This is a genomic window from Fibrobacter sp. (genome assembly GCF_045131395.1).
Classification (GTDB): Bacteria; Fibrobacterota; Fibrobacteria; order Fibrobacterales; family Fibrobacteraceae; genus Fibrobacter.
This window is the reverse complement of sequence record NZ_JBGUQY010000019.1, coordinates 46363-66686: the sequence shown is the minus strand read 5'-3', so window position 1 is coordinate 66686 and position 20324 is coordinate 46363. Positions and strand designations below refer to the sequence as shown.

At 49.7% G+C, this 20324-nt stretch carries 21 protein-coding genes and 1 tRNA gene; 8 read left to right on the top strand and 14 right to left on the bottom strand.

Annotated elements, in window-relative coordinates; all coding sequences use genetic code 11:
- Positions 1-43 precede the first annotated feature (43 nt).
- A complete protein-coding gene (gene fabV, locus ACJMNB_RS05735) occupies positions 44-1249 on the bottom strand; it encodes an enoyl-ACP reductase FabV (protein WP_405339857.1) in 1206 nt (401 codons plus the stop codon).
- A 175-nt stretch (positions 1250-1424) separates the two neighbouring features.
- On the opposite strand from fabV, the gene dtd reads away from it, so the two are divergent.
- The 3 genes from dtd to ACJMNB_RS05720 are packed head-to-tail and all read left to right on the top strand — an operon-like array spanning position 1425 to position 4565.
- Positions 1425-1859: a D-aminoacyl-tRNA deacylase gene (dtd, locus tag ACJMNB_RS05730; protein ID WP_405339855.1), complete on the top strand. Its 435-nt coding sequence runs from the start codon at positions 1425-1427 to the stop codon at positions 1857-1859.
- 15 nt (positions 1860-1874) lie between these two features.
- Entirely contained in the window at positions 1875-3671 is a 1797-nt protein-coding gene (locus ACJMNB_RS05725; RefSeq protein WP_405339853.1) for a homoserine O-acetyltransferase, read from the top strand.
- Between the two features lie 27 nt (positions 3672-3698).
- Positions 3699-4565, top strand: a complete 867-nt coding sequence (locus ACJMNB_RS05720) for a YicC/YloC family endoribonuclease (RefSeq protein ID WP_405339851.1) — start codon at positions 3699-3701, stop codon at positions 4563-4565.
- A 79-nt stretch (positions 4566-4644) separates the two neighbouring features.
- On the opposite strand, the gene ACJMNB_RS05715 is transcribed toward ACJMNB_RS05720, so the two are convergent.
- Both ACJMNB_RS05715 and ACJMNB_RS05710 read right to left on the bottom strand, forming a co-directional pair.
- Entirely contained in the window at positions 4645-5571 is a 927-nt protein-coding gene (locus tag ACJMNB_RS05715; protein ID WP_405339849.1) for an FISUMP domain-containing protein, read from the bottom strand.
- Positions 5572-5596: 25 nt separating this feature from the next.
- The gene (locus tag ACJMNB_RS05710; protein ID WP_405339847.1) at positions 5597-6685 is read right to left on the bottom strand and encodes a glycosyl hydrolase family 8; all 1089 of its coding nucleotides are present in this window, start codon (positions 6683-6685) and stop codon (positions 5597-5599) included.
- A 119-nt stretch (positions 6686-6804) separates the two neighbouring features.
- Here ACJMNB_RS05710 and ACJMNB_RS05705 point away from each other — a divergent pair, with 119 nt between their 5' ends.
- Positions 6805-7671, top strand: coding sequence for an NAD(P)/FAD-dependent oxidoreductase (locus tag ACJMNB_RS05705; RefSeq protein ID WP_405339845.1), 867 nt, complete (start codon positions 6805-6807; stop codon positions 7669-7671).
- 8 nt (positions 7672-7679) lie between these two features.
- Positions 7680-8492, top strand: a complete 813-nt coding sequence (locus tag ACJMNB_RS05700; RefSeq protein WP_405339843.1) for a radical SAM protein — start codon at positions 7680-7682, stop codon at positions 8490-8492.
- Here the strand turns inward: ACJMNB_RS05700 and ACJMNB_RS05695 are convergent.
- The 10 genes from ACJMNB_RS05695 to ACJMNB_RS05650 form a co-directional block, all read right to left on the bottom strand.
- Positions 8489-9871: a TldD/PmbA family protein gene (locus tag ACJMNB_RS05695; protein WP_405339841.1), complete on the bottom strand. Its 1383-nt coding sequence runs from the start codon at positions 9869-9871 to the stop codon at positions 8489-8491. The genes ACJMNB_RS05700 and ACJMNB_RS05695 overlap by 4 nt on opposite strands.
- A 1-nt stretch (position 9872) precedes the next feature.
- Positions 9873-10664 (bottom strand): imidazole glycerol phosphate synthase subunit HisF, encoded by a 792-nt coding sequence (hisF, locus tag ACJMNB_RS05690; RefSeq protein ID WP_405339839.1) that lies wholly within the window; start codon positions 10662-10664, stop codon positions 9873-9875.
- A gap of 5 nt (positions 10665-10669) precedes the next feature.
- The gene (gene trxA, locus ACJMNB_RS05685; protein WP_405339837.1) at positions 10670-10993 is read right to left on the bottom strand and encodes a thioredoxin; all 324 of its coding nucleotides are present in this window, start codon (positions 10991-10993) and stop codon (positions 10670-10672) included.
- Positions 10994-11032: 39 nt separating this feature from the next.
- Complete coding sequence (locus tag ACJMNB_RS05680; RefSeq protein WP_405339835.1) at positions 11033-11680, bottom strand: hypothetical protein; 648 nt, start codon at positions 11678-11680, stop codon at positions 11033-11035.
- Positions 11681-11732: 52 nt separating this feature from the next.
- The gene (locus ACJMNB_RS05675) at positions 11733-12320 is read right to left on the bottom strand and encodes a DUF1007 family protein (RefSeq protein WP_405339833.1); all 588 of its coding nucleotides are present in this window, start codon (positions 12318-12320) and stop codon (positions 11733-11735) included.
- A gap of 15 nt (positions 12321-12335) precedes the next feature.
- The gene (locus ACJMNB_RS05670; protein WP_405339831.1) at positions 12336-13883 is read right to left on the bottom strand and encodes a hypothetical protein; all 1548 of its coding nucleotides are present in this window, start codon (positions 13881-13883) and stop codon (positions 12336-12338) included.
- A gap of 46 nt (positions 13884-13929) precedes the next feature.
- A complete protein-coding gene (locus ACJMNB_RS05665; RefSeq protein WP_405339829.1) occupies positions 13930-14691 on the bottom strand; it encodes an RNA methyltransferase in 762 nt (253 codons plus the stop codon).
- Positions 14692-14759: 68 nt separating this feature from the next.
- Positions 14760-14830 (bottom strand) — tRNA-Gln (locus tag ACJMNB_RS05660).
- Between the two features lie 44 nt (positions 14831-14874).
- Positions 14875-16278 carry a carboxypeptidase regulatory-like domain-containing protein gene (locus ACJMNB_RS05655; RefSeq protein WP_405339827.1) on the bottom strand — a complete coding sequence of 468 codons (1404 nt, stop codon included), beginning with the start codon at positions 16276-16278 and terminating at the stop codon, positions 14875-14877.
- Entirely contained in the window at positions 16275-17126 is an 852-nt protein-coding gene (locus tag ACJMNB_RS05650; RefSeq protein WP_405339825.1) for a TIGR02147 family protein, read from the bottom strand. Before ACJMNB_RS05650 ends, ACJMNB_RS05655 begins: the two co-directional genes overlap by 4 nt.
- A 94-nt stretch (positions 17127-17220) precedes the next feature.
- Here ACJMNB_RS05650 and ACJMNB_RS05645 point away from each other — a divergent pair, with 94 nt between their 5' ends.
- The 3 genes from ACJMNB_RS05645 (at position 17221) to ACJMNB_RS05635 (ending at position 19539) form a co-directional block, all read left to right on the top strand.
- A complete protein-coding gene (locus ACJMNB_RS05645; protein WP_405339823.1) occupies positions 17221-18183 on the top strand; it encodes an alpha/beta hydrolase in 963 nt (320 codons plus the stop codon).
- 140 nt (positions 18184-18323) lie between these two features.
- Positions 18324-19073: a hypothetical protein gene (locus ACJMNB_RS05640; protein ID WP_405339821.1), complete on the top strand. Its 750-nt coding sequence runs from the start codon at positions 18324-18326 to the stop codon at positions 19071-19073.
- Positions 19074-19089: 16 nt separating this feature from the next.
- Complete coding sequence (locus ACJMNB_RS05635; protein ID WP_405339819.1) at positions 19090-19539, top strand: hypothetical protein; 450 nt, start codon at positions 19090-19092, stop codon at positions 19537-19539.
- On the opposite strand, the gene ACJMNB_RS05630 is transcribed toward ACJMNB_RS05635, so the two are convergent.
- The gene (locus ACJMNB_RS05630) at positions 19536-20267 is read right to left on the bottom strand and encodes a UDP-2,3-diacylglucosamine diphosphatase (RefSeq protein ID WP_405339817.1); all 732 of its coding nucleotides are present in this window, start codon (positions 20265-20267) and stop codon (positions 19536-19538) included. The genes ACJMNB_RS05635 and ACJMNB_RS05630 overlap by 4 nt on opposite strands.
- Positions 20268-20324: the final 57 nt, after the last annotated feature.

The following is a 20324-nucleotide window of genomic DNA, read 5'->3' as shown; positions in this document are numbered from 1 at the left end:
GTTTTACCCGCGCCTTTTTTAGCTTCACAACATAAAACGCTAATTAAATCGTCATCATGCTCTTCACATCGGCGGAGTAATCCACACCTTCGATGTCAAAGCCGTTAGTGGCCAAGAAGTCATGGCGATAGCCTTCCAGGTCACCCACCTGAGCCAGGTTTTCCTGAGTAATGGTAGCCATGCGCTTGTTCACTTCTTCTTGCACCTTCGGGTCCAATTCCCAATCGTCAATGCGAATCAGATTGTTTTCATCCGTCGGAACGGCGCTGCCCGTATAAAGGCGTTCGTTCATCAGGCGTTCCATCTGTTCAATGCAACCTTCGTGAGTTCCCTGTTCCTTCATCACCTTGAAGAGCACCGAGAGGTACAGCGGGATAATAGGAATCACGGCACTGGAACGTGTGACCAGGCCCTTGTTCACGGACACGTAGGCTTCGCCCTTCAATTCCTTCTGAAGTTCAGCGTTGAGTTCCTTGGCGGTTGCTTCCAGATGCTTCTTGGCACCACCAATCGTACCGTCGCGGTAAATGGCGTGAGAAAGTTTCGGACCAATGTAGGAATAGGCCACCGTCTTGACACCTTCGGCAAGCACGCCGGCATCCTTCAGCTGACGAACCCAAAGAGCCCAGTCTTCACCACCCATCACCTTCACAGAGTTGGCTGCTTCTTCTTCTGTAGCAGGCTCTGCGCTGATGGTGCTGATAGCACCGGTCATGCAGTCAATGGTTGCACCAGTAAAGGTTTCGCCAATAGGCTTCAACACGCTACGGTAAAGGGTTCCATTGTCCGGATCCACACGCACGCTGGATGCCACGCTGTACACCAGCAAGTCCACCTTGCGGCCCATCTTGTTAAGCGTGTCAATCACGTTATTGCGCATTTCATGAGAGAATGCGTCACCATTGAAAGTCACCGATTCAAGGCCAGCCTCATGAGCAAACTTGTCAAAGGCCATGTTGTTGTACCAACCCGGAGTTCCGCTCTTTTGGCGAGGTTCATCGGCACCTTCTTTTTCGAAGGACACGCCGATGGTGGCGGCACCGAATTCAAAAGCTGCCGAAATACGGCTAGCGAGTCCATAACCTGTAGAACAGCCCAACACCAGAACGGTCTTCGGGGCATCTTTCGGAGTTCCGCGTTCAGCGCGCTTCTTTTGTACGTATTCAATTTGGCGCTTCACATCCATAGCGCAGCCCTGGGGGTGGGCATTCACGCACATATTGCTACGGATCATTGGTTCAACAACCATAACATTTCCTTTTGTTTACAATTTCCGCGGCCAAATTTAGAAAAGAATGGATTTTTTTGTACCCTTTTGGAGTCTCCCCCTTGTTTTTTGTAAGAAAAATATAATTTTATAAGATTTCTGACAGATTGAGCCGTTCCTTGGCTGCTATAGAAAAATTTTATTATTTTGCAGGCCTATGAAGTTCTTGATTCAACGTGTTCTTAACGCCCAAGTCGATATCGACGGAGAAACCGTCGGAAAAATCGGCAAGGGCTACATGATCCTTATCGGTGTGGGTGAAGGCGACACCAAAGAAGTTGCCGACCGCTACATCCGCAAAATGCTTGCGCTCCGCATCTTCGCCGACGAAAACGGCAAGACAAATCTTTCCATCAAAGATGTGGGCGGCGAACTCCTGCTGGTTTCACAATTTACTTTATATGCAAATTGCAACAAAGGAAACCGTCCCACCTTCAACGGAGCCGGAAATCCGGCCCTTGCCAGTGAGCTATATGATTATATTATAGCCGAATGCAAAAAAGAGATCCCCGTTGTAGAAACGGGGCGCTTTGGCGCCGACATGCAAGTGAGTTTAACCAACGACGGACCGTTTACGATTATGTTGGAATAAGCTATATTTATGCATATGAGTGAATTTTTGCATAAATATAGCGTCGGCCCTGTGGTGCCCCAGACCTTTACGAAGGATTACGGGGACGAGGGTTTTAAGCTCGAAAGTGGCAAGACCCTTCCGGCGCTGGAAATCCGTTACGAAACGTACGGAACGCTGAACGCCGACAAGAGCAACGTTGTCTGGGTGTGTTCTCCGCTTACGGCAGACGCCCACGTTGCCGGCTACTATACCGAAAACGACAAGAAACCCGGTTGGTGGGACGCCCTGATTGGCCCCGGCAAACCGGTAGATACCGACAAGTTCTTTGTCGTGTGCAGTAACATTTTGGGTGGCTGCAAAGGCTCCACTGGCCCCGCATCCATCAATCCTCGCACGGGCAAGCCCTACGGCAGCACCTTCCCCATGATCACCATCGGCGACATGGTGAATGCCCAGCGCGAATTGGCAAAGGGTCTCGGCATTGACCAGCTCTGCTGCGTCATCGGCGGTTCCATGGGTGGTTTCCAGGCCATGAAATGGGCCATCTACTACCCGAAACTCGTGCGCCGTTGCATCGTGATCGCAAGCTCTCCGCGTTTCAGCAGCCAGGCCCTCGGTTTTGAAATCGTCGCCCGCGACGTGATTACTCAAGACCCGAATTTTAACGGTGGCGACTACTACGAATCCGCCCATCCGGATGTGGGCCTTTCCAACGCCCGCAAGCTCGCCCACATTACCTACCTCAGCGCCGTGGGCATGGAACAGAAGTTCAAGCGCGCCCAGGACCAGGAAAGCCGTAACCACGCTGTTACCTACAGCACACCTTTCGACCTAGATCTTCCGCTGGAAAGCTACCTGCGTTACCAGGGCGCCAAATTCGTGGACCGTTTCGATGCCAACAGCTACCTGCACATCGCACATGCTACCGACAGCTTCGATCTCGAAACTGAATACGGTTCCCTTGAAAATGCTTTCAAAGACGTGAAGGCCGAATTCCTGAATGTGAACCTGAGTACCGACTGGCTTTTCCCGCCCCACGAATCCCGCCGCATCACAAGCGCACTCTTGAATGCCGGCAAGGTGGTCACCAGCCTTGAACTTGATACGCAATTCGGTCACGACGGCTTCCTCATCGAAGTCGGCGACCTGGGAAAGGCCGTAGGCCGTTTCCTCGATTCCAAGATTATTCCGGCTACCCCCGAAACACAGGTGACGCCCGTTTTCCACGACACCGAAGACTTCAACCTTATCGGAAGCCTCGTCAAGGAAAACAGCAACGTTCTCGACCTCGGTTGCGGTAACGGCGAACTGCTGGATTACCTGAACAAGAAAAAGCATGTAACGGTCTTGGGCATCGAACGCAACTTCAAGAGCATCATGGATTGCCTTGAAAATGATGTGCCCGTGATCCAGCGCGACCTTGACGAAAGCGGTATCCGCGACTTCAAGGACGGCAGTTTCGACTATGCCATCATCAACCGCACCATTCAAGAAATCCGCGATCCGGTGGCTCTCTTGAACGAACTCTTGCGCGTGGCCAAGCGCGCCATCGTGACCTTCCCGAATTTCGGTCACTGGACAACCCGCGGAAGCCTGATGCTGCACGGTCGCATGCCGAAGTCCAAGGAATTGCCTTACGAATGGTACGACACACCGAACATCCGTATCCTGACGCTGAAGGATTTCCACACCCTCTGCGACAAGGAAGGGTTGAAAATCGAAACCATTAGCTATCAGAACGAACACAAGCTCAGCAAGTTCCTGACGGCTATCGGTTTTGCTAACTTCGGTGCAGAACACGTCATTGCCATGGTGAGCAAAAAAGCTTAATAAGGATTAATTATGGCTATTTTATCGATGACAGGGTTTGGAAAGAGCGAGTCCATGTATCAGGGCGCCAGCTGCGTAATCGAAGTCCGCAGCGTGAACAACCGCTTCCTGGACATCTCTTGCAAGCTGCCGAAGAATTTGGCTTATCTCGAAAATAGTTTCAAGAACCAGATCAAGGACAAGCTGGTCCGCGGCTCCGTTATCTTCAGCGTGACGCTGGGCGCAGGCACCGGCGGAAACATTCCGGTCTCATACAACGAAGCCGCTATTGCAAAATTTGTCGACATCACTCGCGCCATGCAGAAGAAGTTCGGCATCGAAGGCAACATCACTCTGGAAAACATTCTCGCTCTCCCTGAAGTGTTGCAGTTCACCGACGCCGATGCCGATTCCGAAGCTCTGGAAAAGCACTTGGCTGCAGAACTGGACAAGGCTCTCGACCAGGTGAACTTGATGCGCGAAAAAGAAGGTGCTAACCTGGCCCGCGATCTCGAAGGCCGCGTGAATCACCTGAACGCCGTCCTCGACAAGATTGAAGTTCTCGATCCCCAGCGCATCGAAGTGTGGAAAGGCAAGTTCAAGGAACGCATCAATGTGCTCCTGAAGGATAGCGAAATCGACGATGTCCGCCTGCTGCAGGAAGCCTGCATCATGGCCGACAAGCTGGACATCCACGAAGAAATCACCCGCTTCCGTAGCCACAACAAGCTGTTCCTGAACGCCCTCAAGGAAGGCGGCGCTCAGGGCAAGAACCTCGGCTTTATCCTGCAGGAAATGGGCCGCGAAGCCAACACCCTGGGCACCAAGTGCCAGAGTGCCGACATCGCCGCCCTCGCTATCGAGCTCAAGAACGAAGTCGAATGCATCCGCGAACAGAGCTTAAACATCGCCTAAGGCGAGTGTCGCAGGCAATCTAAAAAGCAATTAAAAAAGGCGCTCATCGGAGCGCCTTTCTTTTTATTCTCAAACTGAATTAGTCCTTAATGCAACGCAAGCTTGCGCCGTGTTCCGGATTGAACTTTTCGAACTTGGCAATATCCTTGTCGTGGAAGAACACCAACACTTCGCCTTCAGCCGTCCAGAAATAAGCCTTCTGGCCAGCAGCTTCAAACTTACGTTCCTTCAGCGGCACGTCGCTCTTGGTAAAGTGACCGCCACCGGCCTTGGCTCCGAATCCGAGTTCATCCTTGCCGTTGCCATAGTTGTTGGTACCCTTGATCGGATCCCAGCCGTAACCGGCCTTAAGCACAACGCCCACAGGCTTGCTGGTGCCCGCATAAGTCAGCAAGACGTTCCATTCATCCTTCGTGGGCATATGGAAACCGTCAAGGCAGGCCTTCTTTGCATTTTCAAAGTTGTAGAGACGACCCCAGTGATTGCACTGGGCGCAAAGCGAACCCGAAGCAGTTGCATAATTCATGTTTTCTGCAGTCCACAGCTGGGTACCGATACGAATCCATTCGTAAGAGTAGCCATCGCGAGGATCCTTGTAAGAACCGCTAGTGGCAGGTTCACCGTTCTCATCGAAATATTCACCGAAAGCAATCTGCTTGTTCTGCTTGTATTCCGCCTTAGATGCCACCTTACCGTTCTTGTGGTAACGAGTGACCAGACCTTCGATATAACCATCGGCGTAGTTGTATTCCGCTTCAGGAGTTCCGTCTTCGTAATATTCCTTGACGACACCTTCGCGACGGTCGTTCACATAATTCGCTTCGCGCTTTACGTTTCCGTTTTCGTAGTATTCCTTTTCAGGACCTTCCTTCTTGTCTTTCACGTAAGTCGACTGGATACGGATTTTTCCGCTAGGGTATTCTTCGGTACGAACGTCTTCGCACCCTGCAAAGAATAAAGCTGCAGCGACAGCCCCCGAAACCATCAGCGAATTTAATTTGTTCATATTATTCTACTCCTTTAAAAGAACTCTAGATTCTGATTTTCCCTGCAGTGGCAAGGAGACCAATCAGATAAAGCATTCCATCGTAATAACGCCAGAAACGGTAAGGAACCGAGAGCGCAGCCAAGTCCTTCACGAAAGGCTTGATACGCGGGTCATCCGTAGGCAACACCTGGGTTGCCGCGGCGTTCATGGCAATCACGCCAGGAGTCGCATTGCGTCCCGGACGCGGGAAATCACCCCCATCAATCGAATAGTCTGCAAGGTACGGACGCTTGCTGTTAAAGAAGTTCAGCATTTTTTCGCAAATCTGCTTTTCGCATTCATGCCCCTGGAACAAGGCATAATCCAAGCTCAGGTTCATGGCCACACGCCAAGCATCACCGCTGAAGCAGTCGCTTTCCGGATACCAAGGAGTTGCCCTAGGAGTACCGTCATATTCGGTGTATTCGCTGCAAAGTCCCGTTACAGGGTGAGCGGCCTTCTGCAAGTATTCAAGGCTTTTTTCTACAGTCGTATACCACCTTTCGTCTCCGGTCGCTTCGGCAAAGGCACGGTAGAAAGCAAGGGTGTTGTAGCTCGGGTCCGTAAAGTCGTTACCCAATACCGGAGAGAACTTCACCAAGTTCCGTTCAGGGTCAATCATCGGGCCCACAATTCCATTGTTCGGCTTATTGCGCATCCAATTAATGAGGCCGATAGCTTCGTCCTTGAGATCAGGACGATTGAACTTTTCGGCAGCAATCAAAAGGGCCATGGCAAAATATTCTTCGCCATCGGGAGCTGCACCCGGATCCATCTTGCTAAAGTCCGTAGTCGAGACCTGCCAGGCAAAGTATCCTACATGGGGACCGTCATCATTACGCAAATAGCGCTTCGAGAAATTCCACAGCTTATCGAACTGCCGTTCATGACCCGTCAGAGCGGTAATGTACATACCGTAGCTCATACCTTCAGAACGAATATCGTCGTGTCCAATATCGATGATGTAACTCATGTCATCAGACGCATCAAAACAAACTCTTTCGTTAATCGGGTCACCTTCAAATAGCTTGCTATAGGCATTCTGTATAAGCTGAGCCGCAAAACTGGGTCCATAACCGGCTTCAACGAACATATCGCGCGGAGTATATCTTTGCATAACGATCCTTTAATGGAATCTTTCAAACAACCTTGTCTAAAATAAATAAATTGTACCATAGCAATTGTATAAAATGAAAAACAAAGAGGTTTTTTATGTTCGACATGCTAATTCTAGGTTACGGACCTGCAGGAATTTCAGCGGCGCTCTACGGTTTGCGAGCAGGCCTTTCTGTTCAACTGGTGGGCAAAGACGGAGGCGCACTCGCCAAGGCCCACATGATCCAGAACTATTACGGACTTGAAAAACCTCTTACCGGCGAACAGCTTTTGGAAGTCGGCCACAAGCAGGCGATGGACCTCGGAGCAAATATCGCCGACGACGAAATCACCGACCTCATGTTTGACGGTCAAGGATTCTCCGCCAAAGGCCTTGTTGGCGAATATCACGGAAAGGTCTGCATCATGGCTACAGGTGCAGCCCGCAGCAAGCAGCCTGTTCCCGGCATGGCAGAACTGGAAGGTCACGGTGTGAGCTACTGCGCCGTATGCGACGCCTTCTTCTACCGCCAGAAAAATGTGGCCGTTCTTGGCAGCGGCGAATACGCCCTTCACGAAGTCCAGGAACTTCTGCAGGTTGTCAAGAGCGTCACCCTCCTTACAAACGGAGCAACCTTGGCCACATCGTTCCCGCCCAGCGTCCGCATCGAAAACCGCCATCTGCAATCCCTTGTTGGCGAAGGCCAGTTCAAGGGTGTGCACTACGAAGACGGCACCGAAGAAGAATTTGACGGACTCTTTGTGGCTATCGGAAGCGCAAGTGCAACTGACCTGGCCAAAAAGGCTGGCGCAGGCTTCGAAGGATCGACGCTGGTTCTCGACAAGGATTTCCAGACAACGCTCCCGGGACTCTTCGCAGCAGGAGACTGCACCGGAGGTACACTCCAGGTGGCCGTCGCCGTAGGCGAAGGTGCTAAGGCAGGTCTTGCCGCTATCAAATACATAAGAGAGCATCGGGCATAAAGCAACGGATGCGTCGAATCACCTTACTTACAAATCCGGACCTGTGCAACCTGCATTGTCCGCTATGTTTTTTAAGGCAAAGGGGCGCATCCACTCCATACGGAGAAATGCCCTTTGAATTGGCGCAAGCCGCCATCGAAAAATACGCCCCGCAAGAACTGATTCCCTCCACCATGGGGGAACCGTTACTTTATTCAAGATTCAAGGAGTTGTTGGAATTCTGCAGGGTTCGCAACATCAAGATAAACCTTACCACCAACGGGACTTTTCCCCATCCATGGAACTCCAAACAGGGCATGGACAACCTGCTCACCGCCTGTAGCGACATCAAGATCAGTACCCTCGCCTACGAAGTTGGCGGCATCAGCCAAAGGGACTGGCTTGAAAACGTGGAACGCCTTTTGGAATACCGCCGGCAACTATCAAGCAATTTCTCCACCGCCACCCTATCGCTACAAGTAACGCTACACCGAGAAAACATCGACAAAGTCGATACAATTCTCCATTGGGCAGAATGCGCAGGAATCCAGCGAATCAAATGGAATCCGGTGGTATTCCTCGATAACGCCCCCCAGGCACTACAAGACCGTTTTAAAATATCGGACGAAGAAATCGAATTTCTTAGGCAAGAATTCCTTTCAGGAAACCTCCGTTCCTCCAAGGTCAAAAATGAGGGAAGCCTTTTCTTTAAAGGAAACTCGGACATTTGCCCAGTCGGCGGCAAATGCGAGGCTTGCCCATTTATAGACGAAATCTGGATCTGGCCCGATAGTCACGAAGACCATTGCCCCAATCCCCAAAAACGCTGGAAAAATTCCTAGCGGCCACCCACCAGAATCTGGTCGACCTTAATGGAAGGCTGGCCCACCGTTACAGGCACGTGTCCGGAACTTGCTCCGCAAACGCCGGCAGCCACTTCCCAGTCGGAACCCACCATGCTAATGCGAGGCATGATTTCGTGGCCCTTTCCAATAAGGGCCGCGCCGCGTACCGGTTCACAAATCTTGCCGTTACGGATAACGTATCCTTCATCGACGGCAAAGTTAAATTCACCCGTTGCAGGATTCACGGAGCCACCGGCCATACGGGCAGCATAAAGTCCGTTATCCACGCTGGCGATCATGGAGTCAAGAGAATCTTTTCCGGGAGCAATAAAGGTATTGCGCATACGGCTTACGGGAGCATACTTGTAGCTTTCGCGACGGGCAGAACCTGTAAGGTTAATTCCAACTTCCTTGGCACCCACGCGGTCACTCATGTAAGTCTTCAAAATACCGTTTTCAATCAAGGTCGTGCGCTGCGTCGGAGTACCTTCATCATCATACTTAAGGCTTCCCCACACACCATCCATGGTGCCGTCATCAATGGCGGTCAAGCAAGACTGACCAATCACTTCGCCAATTTTACCACAGAACGGGCTTGCGCCGCGGCGGACCGATTCCGTTTCCAAGGGATGTCCGCAAGCTTCGTGGAAAATCACGCCACCAAAGCCATTGCCCATCACCACAGGCATCTGGCCACCCTTAATATAACCAGCCGAAAGCATACGCAGCAAGCGTTCCGTGGCATCAGTCGCCAAGCCTTCCGGAGAATAGTTGGCCAACAATTCGTAACCGCCCAAGGCTCCGGGAGCTTCATGAGTCGTCAATCTTTCAGTTCCATCGGATACAGTAACAGTGACATTCACTCGCAAGCGAGCGCGGTTCATCGAAAGGTTCAATCCATCACTGTTCATGAACGTAATCACCGAACAAGAATCGGTCACCGACGCGCCCACTTGCACTACTTTATCCGAAATTTTGCGGGCAGCCTGATCCGCGCGGAACAAGAAGTCCTGCTTGACAGCCTGACCCAGCACACGAGGATCCTTAAATGCATCCAAATTATAATCGGCAACACGCTTCTGGGGTGCAAATTCCACGGGCTTTGCAGCCTGGCCAGCAATGCGGCCAAACGCAAGAGTCTGCACCAGCTTTACCAGAGCTTCTTCGGAATCATCACTTGTAAAACCGTAAAGAACTTCGGTCCCATAAATCAAACGGATTCCGATGCCGTATTCAGTTCCTGCAGTTGCAGACTCAATCTGACTAGACTTAAGGCCCAGCATGGAGCTGCGGGTTTCTTCTTCGAAAATTTCGACAAAATCCGCACCGGCACTTTTGCCCGCTTCAAAAATCTTGACTGCAACAGAAGGATTCAAACTACACCTCGCCGTTCATTTTCTTGCGTACAGGGATTCCTGCAGCAAGCATTTCTTTCTTGATTCCAGGCACCGTGTAATCGCCAAAATGAACCATGGAGGCAACCAGGGCCGCATCGGCAGAAGTCTTGCGGAACAAGTCCACAATGTGGGCCGGAGTTCCGGCACCGCCACTTGCAATCACCGGCACCTGTACTGCACGAGCCACCTGATCGGTAATGTTCAATTCGTAGCCATTGCGAACACCGTCTGTATCAATGGCGTTCAGACAAATTTCTCCAACGCCTAAATCTTCGGCCTTCTTGGCCCATTCAACGGCATCAAGGCCCATGGCCTGGCGGCCGCCTCGGATATACACTTCGTAGCCGCTCGGGAACTTATCCGAGACGCCCACGAACTTCGCATCCATGCCCAAGACTACGCACTGACGACCAAAAGCTTTCGCGCCATCGGCAATAATTTCAGGGTGAAGCACGGCAAGACTATTCACGCTCACCTTTTCGGCGCCAGCCAAAAGGGCCTCGTGCATATCATCCAAGTTACGAATACCGCCACCCACCGCAAACGGAATAAACACGCGGTGAGCAATCTGGCGAATCATTTCCATATCGCAAGGGCGATTTTCTGCGCTTGCGGTAATATCATAAAACACTAATTCATCGACACCGTCAGCACTATACTGAGCGCCCATTTCTACAGGGTCGCCGATATCGATATTACCCTTAAACTTGACGCCCTTCGTCACCTTGCGGTTGCGGACATCAAGACAGACAATTAAACGTTTGGTCAGCATGAGTACTACAGATTTCGGTCGATAACGCCTTTAACGGTGGCCTTAGGTACGGCACCTACCACATTGCCCACTTCCACCCCATTCTTGAAGAGCTTCATGTTGGGAATGTTCGTAATGCCAAAGCGGGCACAGATATCGCCCACACCAGCATCGTCCACATTGATTTTTGCAATGACGGCGCGACCATCGTATTCGTCGGCAAGTTCATCGATGACAGGGCCCATCATCATGCACGGACGGCACCAAGTAGCCCAGAAGTCCACAAAGACCAGCTGGCCCGAAGAAATCACCGAGTCAAAATTTTCTGCAGTCAAATGAATTGCTGGCATAAAAATCTCCAATTTTTTTTCTAAAAATAGAAAAATGTGCTAGAACACGAAGCCGAACGTATAGCACAAGTCAATGCCCGAGCCCACGGTTGCAATCTTTTCTACGTCATCTTCTGCCTTATCCGAGCCCGAGTAGCGAGAATAGACGTAGCCCACTTCAAATGATGTCGTAAAGCGCCCTGAACGGTACTTATGGCCGACATACAGACCAAAGCCATAACCATTCATATGGAGGTCAACATTGTCCTTGGAATTTCCTTCATAAGTGTATTCCAAGCCCACTCGGTCGTACATGAAATGCCCTGCCAAATACAGGCCGCGATGACCGCCATCAAAGTAAAAGCGCAAGCCTTCTGAAATACCGAACAAATAAATATCAAGTTCTTCGTCACTGGACGAAAAATCCTTCCATATAACGTAAGGCCTAGTAACCAAGGACAAATGGCTCGCCAGGTTTCCTTCAATTGTCAAATAAATCGACGGAATGTCGATCAATGACAAAACAAACATGGATACAGGGTGAATGGACACCGCAAACAGCGGCTCATCATTTTCCGTATGATTCACATTCATTACAGGAGTCGCTTTCTCTTGTGCTCCGGATGTGTAAGCATAGGGATCATCCACCAACTGTGCCGATGCGAACGACACGCCCAGCAAACAAGCCGCAATAAACTTTTTAATCATGTTATCTCTCCTTGTCTTTCAAATAATAGAAAAAACCGGAGAGCAGCCCCAATTATTTCTTTTTAAATCTTAAGTAGAGACCTTCAATATCCGAACGGAACGCCCTGAACAAAGTGAGTCCCCGCAAGCCATCGTTAAAGAACTCAATGTCAAAAGAATCCGGGCCCACCACATCGGCATTCTCCATATCGGCCGTCACCTGGAAGTAATTTGAAATATCGGCGATTGCAATGACCAGCATCGTATAATCGGCGCCTGCGGGAATAGAAAACTTCGTTTCAAAATCCAGCATCAGGCGATTGTTCTTGAAAGTCGCCTTGAAATTCGAAATTCCCAGGACCTTCAAAAAAACTGTACCCGACTGAACATAGTTGAAGTAGTTGTATTCCTTAAGCGGACTTAAAATATTTTCGCTGAACCACTTGTTTTCGGAATCCGATATTTTGCCGTCACCATCGGCATCCCCCGACGACATCATGGCAGAGCTGTAAAGTTCGTCATATACCCAATGGTTTCTGATTGCCGAAAAGCCCGCATCGTCAAACACGGCCTTGACCGTGGCTTCAATAAACACATGGGGATGGGCACATACAAAAGAAGCCCCGCAAAGTACAAACACCAGCAAGGACTTCCAAATCATAGCTAGCCTACAATGCTAGAACGCAAGAATAATGCCTGCGGTCAAGAGACCAAAGCCCAAGGCACCAAGACCAATGGCAACGCCGCACTTGGTATCGCCACTATCATTCAGGTCGTGGTTATCCTTGACCATCTGTCGGGTATCGTCGCTATCGAATGCAGACAAACGCTCGTAGGCATGCTTCTTGTCGGCAGCCTTGCTCCAATCCCGTTCAGCCAGGTACCACATAACACCACCGGCAATAATCGGAACAATGGAACTCCACAGAAGACCACGGCCAATACGTCTCTGGCCACGTTCCTTATTAAAGGCATTCTGGTCTTCGATAAACTCAAGGTCATCAAGCACAGGCGTCATGTCCACGTACACAAGGTTGGGCATATAGGGCTTAATTTCCATCGTCACCGAAGTATCACGGTACCCCACCTTTCTAAAATAGACAGTCGTCTTGACCTGGGGCTTTACATTATCTACAATCATGTCGGTCATGTAGTGAGGCATCTTGTTCAAAGACGGAGCCTCGCCCACATAGACTTCAGCCGCTTCGGGGTTCGAATTCAGCGTCAAGCGCGTCGACGGGCGCAATACCGGAATAGTCACCTTGTTCAGGCTGTCGGCATTGATACGCACCACGGCAGAGCCCCACCATTCCACGTCCTTCAAGACCTTCATTACCGAGATGGTGTACTTGCCCGGCTTGATATTCCTAATGGTATCGGGGGCCACCTGTTTCAGCGGAATGCCATTGACATAGAGGGAGCAGGCTTCCGGTTCCGAAACCACCAGCAAGTTGGCATTTCCCGGCGGATAAAGTTCAATCGTTTCTTCGACGACCTTCTTTTCAGGAACAAAATAGTTCGAAAGGGACAGGTCGATCATCACGTCGTCTTCCAAGTTATAAAGACGCTTGAGTGCAAACCTGTAAATCTTGATGTAGGGGTTCTTTTTCGCGGCAGCGATACTATCCTGGATTTCGCGTTCACGGATTTCCTGTTCCATTTTCGCGATTTCTTCCATTTTCACACGCTTGTCTTCTTTCTGGAGAGCGGTTTCCAAGTCGTCATCGGAACCATCGTCTACCGGAGCCGCTTCAGCCTTCGTCGTATCGGATTGGGCTGCCATAGAATCCTTGATGGCATCCGTCATGATGATTTCGGCAGCGGGCTTCGTCAAATCCACTTCTTCGTTTTCGTCTTCAACCTGTTCGACTTCCTGGCCATTACTTTCCTGGAGGGCAACCGCCTTCTTGTCGGTAAGGTGTTCAATATGGCGCAGTTCAGCTTCTGTAGGCTTTTTCAGGTAGACCGTATCGTTTTCGATTTTCACAAAAATCGCGTCAAGTTCTACGGAATCCCCGTTCACCCAGTAACGAACGGGAACTTCGCGATGCTTGGGGCCTTCGGGTTCTTCCGACGAAGACGAAACGACCACAGCAGAAGAGGATAAAGCCACCGAGGACGACGACTCGACCTGCGGAGCAGGTTGTTCACCACCAGCGACGTCGGCAAAAGAAAGTGCAGTTGCCAGCGTCAAAAACGACGAAAAAACAATTCGCTTAAACATATTGTAAAGATAAATAAAAAAATGCGGAAAAGTCTCTAAAAAACCGCTATTTTTCCTTCACTAGCTTAGCACAGTAAATCGGCCCGCGCCCTTGGGAACGATCCGGCAAGATATGTACACCGAATTCAGTACGGTCAGCCCCCTCCAAAAGGTCCTCGATTTGCTCAAATCGCATAGAAGGCCTTTTTTTCAGGATTTTTCTGACCACATCGTCATTTTCCAGAGGAGCAAGTGCGCAAGTGCCATAAATAACGGTTCCCCCGGGTTTAAGGGCATCTACAGCAGATGCCAGCAGGGCTCCCTGTTCTACAGAAAGCCTTTTGACACGCTTGGCAGACCAGACTTCCAAATGAGCTGGCGAATTCAGCACATGACGGTCCGACGAACAGGGTGCATCCAATAAAATCTTGTCGAAACATTCCTTTTTATGGAGTCCAAACTTCATACCGTCGTAGCCAGTCACCTTGATAACGGAGCGCCAGCTTTCGGGCAGGGAATTTTCAATCACATGCTGAAGTCTCAAACGGCGATCCGGCGAACGATCGTTACTCTGCAAGGAACCTTCTCCCTTAAGCATCGAAGCAATCACGAGAGTCTTTCCGCCCGGTGCCGCACACATATCCAGTACATCGTCACCAGGTTCAACCCCCAGGGCCTTGGCCGCAAAAACAGAAGCTTCGTCCAAATAATAAGGTTCAAGGCCATCGCCAAAACGCAACTCCGTTGCGCAGCCTTCTCCCTTCAAGGATTCCAGCAAGGCCGGCCAACGGTCGCCAAACAAGTTTGAAAAGTAATCGAAGAATTCCATAGCCCTAAAAAAAAAAAAGTCTTAATAAAAAAAACTCTTTGCTCAGGGGTGTGAACAAAGAGTCTTCGTTGAGCTACCAGGATTCGAACCTAGACAAACAGAGTCAGAATCTGTTGTGCTACCATTACACCATAGCTCAATGCGCCCCCAAAGTTAGTAAAAGAAATTCACTTCGGCAAGGGGTTATTTGAAAATATTTTGATTTGGCGGCGTATAAGTCATTCCCTGCTGGTTCAAAGGCCGTCCCTTATCAAATTCCACCGGCGTAAATGTCACATAGAACTGAATAGGAGCGGACGACTGGCGTAATTTAGCCATAACCTTGGGGTCACCGGAATAGAGAACCAACTGTTGTTTACCAGCAGGCAAACCATCCATCACCATCTGGTAGCAGGTCATTTCGCGCACAAAATGGGAAGTACCCTTGACGCCCACTACGACACTGTTCACCATGCAGTTACTGGACTGGGTCGTATCTTCGCGGTCTACCACCAAATTCACAGTGCTTACCAAAGAGGCCGCAGCCACAATAGTCGACGTACCGATATCCAAGGTATCCTTCAGGCCTTCAATATCCTTCTTGCTCAAATAGTCCGACACGCCGACCAGGGTTTTCTCCCCGTCCTGCAATCTACGGAATTCAAACCTGAAAGAATCGCCCGGCAAGGAATCAGGAACCGGCAGCCACCAACGTCCCGAACTGTCGGTCTTGGTCTGCGCCACAAATTCAAGGGAATCGCCTTCCACAAACTCAAAGCCATAGATGTCGCGGATAGTCATCACTTCCACATCGGCACAGGGCTTATCGCCATTGCAGAAAACCTTTCCAGAAATGCGGGCCACATTCTTCGTTTCCTTTTCAGATTCCTTGATCAGCGTATCAGCCTTAGCCGTCGTACTCCAAACAATGGGACCGAGGCTAACCGTATCGCCTTCATAAACACGATCCAGGCTCAAGCTACGGTAAATCAAGCTGTCGGCAAAACCAAGAGTCTGCATACGGGCCACCATCATGGAATCTCCGGGGAAGATTTCCAAGTTCCAGTTACCAGCCGGCACCAGCATATAGAAGCTATCTGCAGCAAAGACGTCATCGCAGAAAGGCGTACCCGAAAGGCAGGTCATAAAGTGACCGCCCACAGACACGGCGGAATCTTCGACTTCGTTAAAGAAGAGCACGGTAGACACGACAGCGGCCTTTGCAAGCTGAATGCTGTCGAAGGCCTTTGCCTGCAAAGTAGTGCGAGGCAGGTAGAATACTTCCACAGCAGACGTATCGATTACCGCCAGCTGGAAGGTATCAGACAAGGCTGAATCAAAAGCATAAACACCATCGGAGTCCGTCAGAACTTCGATCTGTTCGGGAACATGCAACACGCTGTCGTAGACAGCCATACGGGCCATGCGGACCATGGCATCCGATGCGGGCGAACCATCCACACGAAGAACCACGCCCGTCACCTGGGCATCGGCAGTAACCGTGTTTCCCGTATCCGTCACCGTACCGGCAACCTTTTCATTGCTACAACCTAAAAAGGCGACCACTAAAGAGGCTAGGCAAACTAACAAAGAAAATTTCTTGTTCATTTTTCCTCCTCGGTTTCTGGCGGCAGGTCCACCTTTTCCTTGCTAAGCGGGAAAAATTGGATATTCATCTGGCACACCATCGTTTCACCTTCGTCCGAACGGACAATATCAACCACTTCCTTGCGGAACAAGTCTATTTTGCTGATAATGCGTTCCAGGCCTTCGGCAGAAACGCTCATCGTCATACAAGATACATTTCTACGTTCGGTGCTGTAATGGTCCAGGGCGTCTTTACCCAGATCCATCATCTGTTTTTGGAACTGGTGGACAAACAAGGGGGCGATTTCGGAACCACTAAAGATGGCCTTGTTGACCGAACGGTAAAAACCCTTTTCGTCAAGTTCAATCAACTGCATCGACAACAGCAGCTGGATAGCCTGCTTTGCCTGCGGAAGCGTAATGCGGGGGTTCAAGAACAAAGCCAGTTCCTGGATGTTCTTGGGACCGATATTCAAGACAGACAGAGCTTCGCGGACGGCAACGTAATACCACTTACTATAGTATTCCTGCTGGCTCTTGGTCAAAGACTTGATGGCATTCGGCAAAAGGGCAGACATCTGTTCAAAGATGGCTTGCTTGGAAGCCGGCGTGGTGGCATGGGTAAAGTCCACCATCAACGTAAAGTAGCGGCCTTCCTTTTCGTTAAGGCCTAAAGCCGCAATAAACTTGGGCAACATTTGGGGCGTAAGGGACTTGCGCCCGCGGACCAGATCCAAATAGAAACCCGACGAGGAATACCCCGCCTTCTTGGCAAAGGACCTGTATGAAAAGTATCGTTGCACGGACTTACGGTAGTCGTAATAGTCCTGCAGGAACTTTCGGTAGTTGTAGTAAGCGTATACGTTCATCAATCTAAATATACTTTTTTTGTCAATTTTTGGGAACACCCATTTTCGAAATAGTTTTGTAAATTCCCGTAAATCTTGCAAAAAAGAACAATTCGTGAACACTTTTGAAAAAAGAAGTGATACGCTCCCCAATTTTTTTAGATATATTCAAGGAACACCCAATCCCATCCTTTGGACTTTCGTTTGGAAACAGGCGAAAGTCCTTTTTCTTTATAAACACAATTTCTTTATTTTTCTAAATTTGCGCCCAATGATCAGCAATTCAAAAATCAGCACTATCTTAAAAAGTGCACTTTTCCGCATTCTTCGCCTTGCGGGAATTCTTGCCGTCATATATGTGAGCATGGTATTCTATCTCGCTCTCACCGAACGAAGGAATGCTTTTCCGCGTGCGATTTATCACAAAGAAGCAAACGAAGCAATTCAAGGCAAGGCGAAAACTCTCACCTGCACATTGGAAGACGGAACCATATTGAACGGATTCAGCCTCGGGAACGAAACGGACCCGACCATGCTTTACTATCCCGAAGCCGACGAAGACGCCGCACAATTTTTAGCACAAGTTGATTCGCTTCCGGGTGTAAGCGTCGTCACATTTAATTATAGAGGATCCGCCCAAAACAAGGGAACACCCAGTGAAGAAACCTTCGCGCAAGACGCCGCACAAATTGCAGAATGCGCTACACAAGTAAATGGCCATGCCCCGCAAACCCTTGTAGGACGCGGGATGGGCGCCATCTCGGCAATAAACCAGCACCGCCATAACGAACAAATTATACTCATCGATCCCATATTCGATATCGCAGAAGCGATCCATCAGAAGTACGGTTTTCTGTACCCCAAATTCCTTGTCCGCACAGATTTTAAGGTAGCCACAGACAAGTTAAATAGCGCACAAAATAACACAACTGTAGTCAGTGACAAAAAGCAATTTGAAAATCGTACTTACTTGGAATATTCCAAGTTGGGAAACGCAAAACTGGTTCTTCGCAACGGAGAAAGTTTGCAAAAACTGCTTATTTTAGCCTTAAAAAGGCAATTTATTCCAATAAAATAGGATAAATTCTATGTGAAATTTCGCACACAAAAAAACTATTTGGGAACAGATTTTGATGTTTTTTTCTTATCAGTATTGCCCGTATTTGAAAAAATTATTAGTTTACCTAGAAAACCACAAATAAACAAAAAGAGGTGTTTATGGATACTATCATTGTGAAAATGGATATTCGCGGTTTTCTGCGATTTCCGGATCAAGCCATCAAGACGATGAAGCTCGACAAGATGGCTAAGCAGGAATCCTCCAAGAAAGGCGAAGTCGTCGAAATCGGCCCCTACGCCGACATCGAAGTGGATCCCATCGGAAAGCGCGTTGCAATCACCCCCACTAAAGAAGCAAAAACCACGTCCTTCCGTTTCATTGTTGGTGTCAACTCCACAAAGTCCAAATTCCTTTACTTCAAGGGCGCACTGAACGCCATCGGCGAAAAAATCGTCACCGGTCCGTACGAGTTGGAAAAAGAAGGCAACAAGTACATTTTCACGAGCAAGAATTCTACCAAGAAAAAAGGTCCGTGGAAACTGATTGCCTGCCGCAACTCCATCGCCAATAAGACCATGCTCTCCATTGACTCTCGCGGAACCATTATCTTCGACCGTCATACGAGAGACGCTGTGAACACCCAGGTGAACAAGACCATGATAGCCGATTACGATCGCGTCAAGAAGGTCTTCAAGCTTTCCTTCAGCAAGGACAAGGGTTTCATCAACGTCCGTACCATTGCAAGCCATGCAAACGCCTCTTTCATGGGCACCTTCTCTTCTCACGGACTCGCTCTCCCCAAGCAGAGCTTCCGTACCGAATGTAAGGTCGAAGGCAAGACGATTACTTTCAGTGTCGCCGCGCTGGTCGCCGAACAGAAGGCAGCCGAAAAGGGTTCTAAGAAATAATTAGTCGGAGTCTCCCATGATCGACATTCTCAAGTTGTTCTATACGACGCACTATAATTTAGGTGCTGTAGCGGTTTTAATGCTCATGCTCTTGATTTTCTTCTTGTCAAAGAAGAACTTCAAGGGGGCCATTATTGTCGGTGCGCTCCTGATAGTGTACAATGTCGGTATCTACAAAAGAACCGAAGGTAAGTCCTGGACCATCGAAATCGATCCGCCTGCCGCAACGCCGAACGAATACGGCAGTTACAGCGAAGCCCAGCCGATCAAGATGACCTTCACCGCTACCCCGGAAAAATGGACCATTACCGACAACAAGGGAGTAACCCATCACTGGTGCTGGGTAGATGCGATGTGGGACAAGTTCGCGAACACCGACCTTGTTGCCAAAATTTGGGGAGAAAACTCCAGCAAAAAAATGATGAAGTCTACAGAATCCCGCGCTAGCGACATCCAAGGAAACTAGCCCAAGGTTCTGAATTCATTAAGATTCAGCTCACCTGCATCCATCTGGATGTAGGTGAGTTTTTTCATCCAGTCACCAGCCGAGGCGACGACACCATTTTCAACGTTCCAAACGCCCGGGACATGGTGATGGCCCAAAATACAGCGGCTCGAACCGGTCTTTTTGAGCATTCGGTTAGCCCAGTGCAGGTATTCGTCCATTTTAATGACGCGGGATTCCCCCACCTTGCGGCTGCTACGACCCACGAACCGGGCCAAGGCCATGCCCCAATCCGGATGAATTTGGCGGAAAAGGAACCGGTTCAGCGGAAAATCAAGGATCCGGCGAAACAACCGGTAACCGAAGTCAGACTTGGCCACACCATCACCGTGGCGGAAATAGACCCTTTTCCCCTGAATTTCTAAAACAAGTTCCTTGTGGACCTGCGCACCGACCGTTTTCGGGAAGAAATCGCCATAGGCAAAGTCATGGTTGCCCTGCAACAAGTGAACTTCGCAGCCCGATTTTACCAATTCGCGCATGGCAAAGAACAAATCAAAATGATTGCGGCACACGTAATCGTTGTATTCGTACCAAAATTCAAACAAATCGCCCACAATGACCAAATGGGAGGCTTTGCCCGTAATCGATTCCAAGAACCGGACTAGAGCCTTTTCACGGTCAGGAACAGCCCCCGGCGGGTTTACCCCGAGGTGCGCATCCGAAATAAAATAAGCAGGCAGACTCATCGTTTACAAGATAGTAAAAACGAGTAAGCAGTTGTCAGCAGACAGAACGTAGTTGGC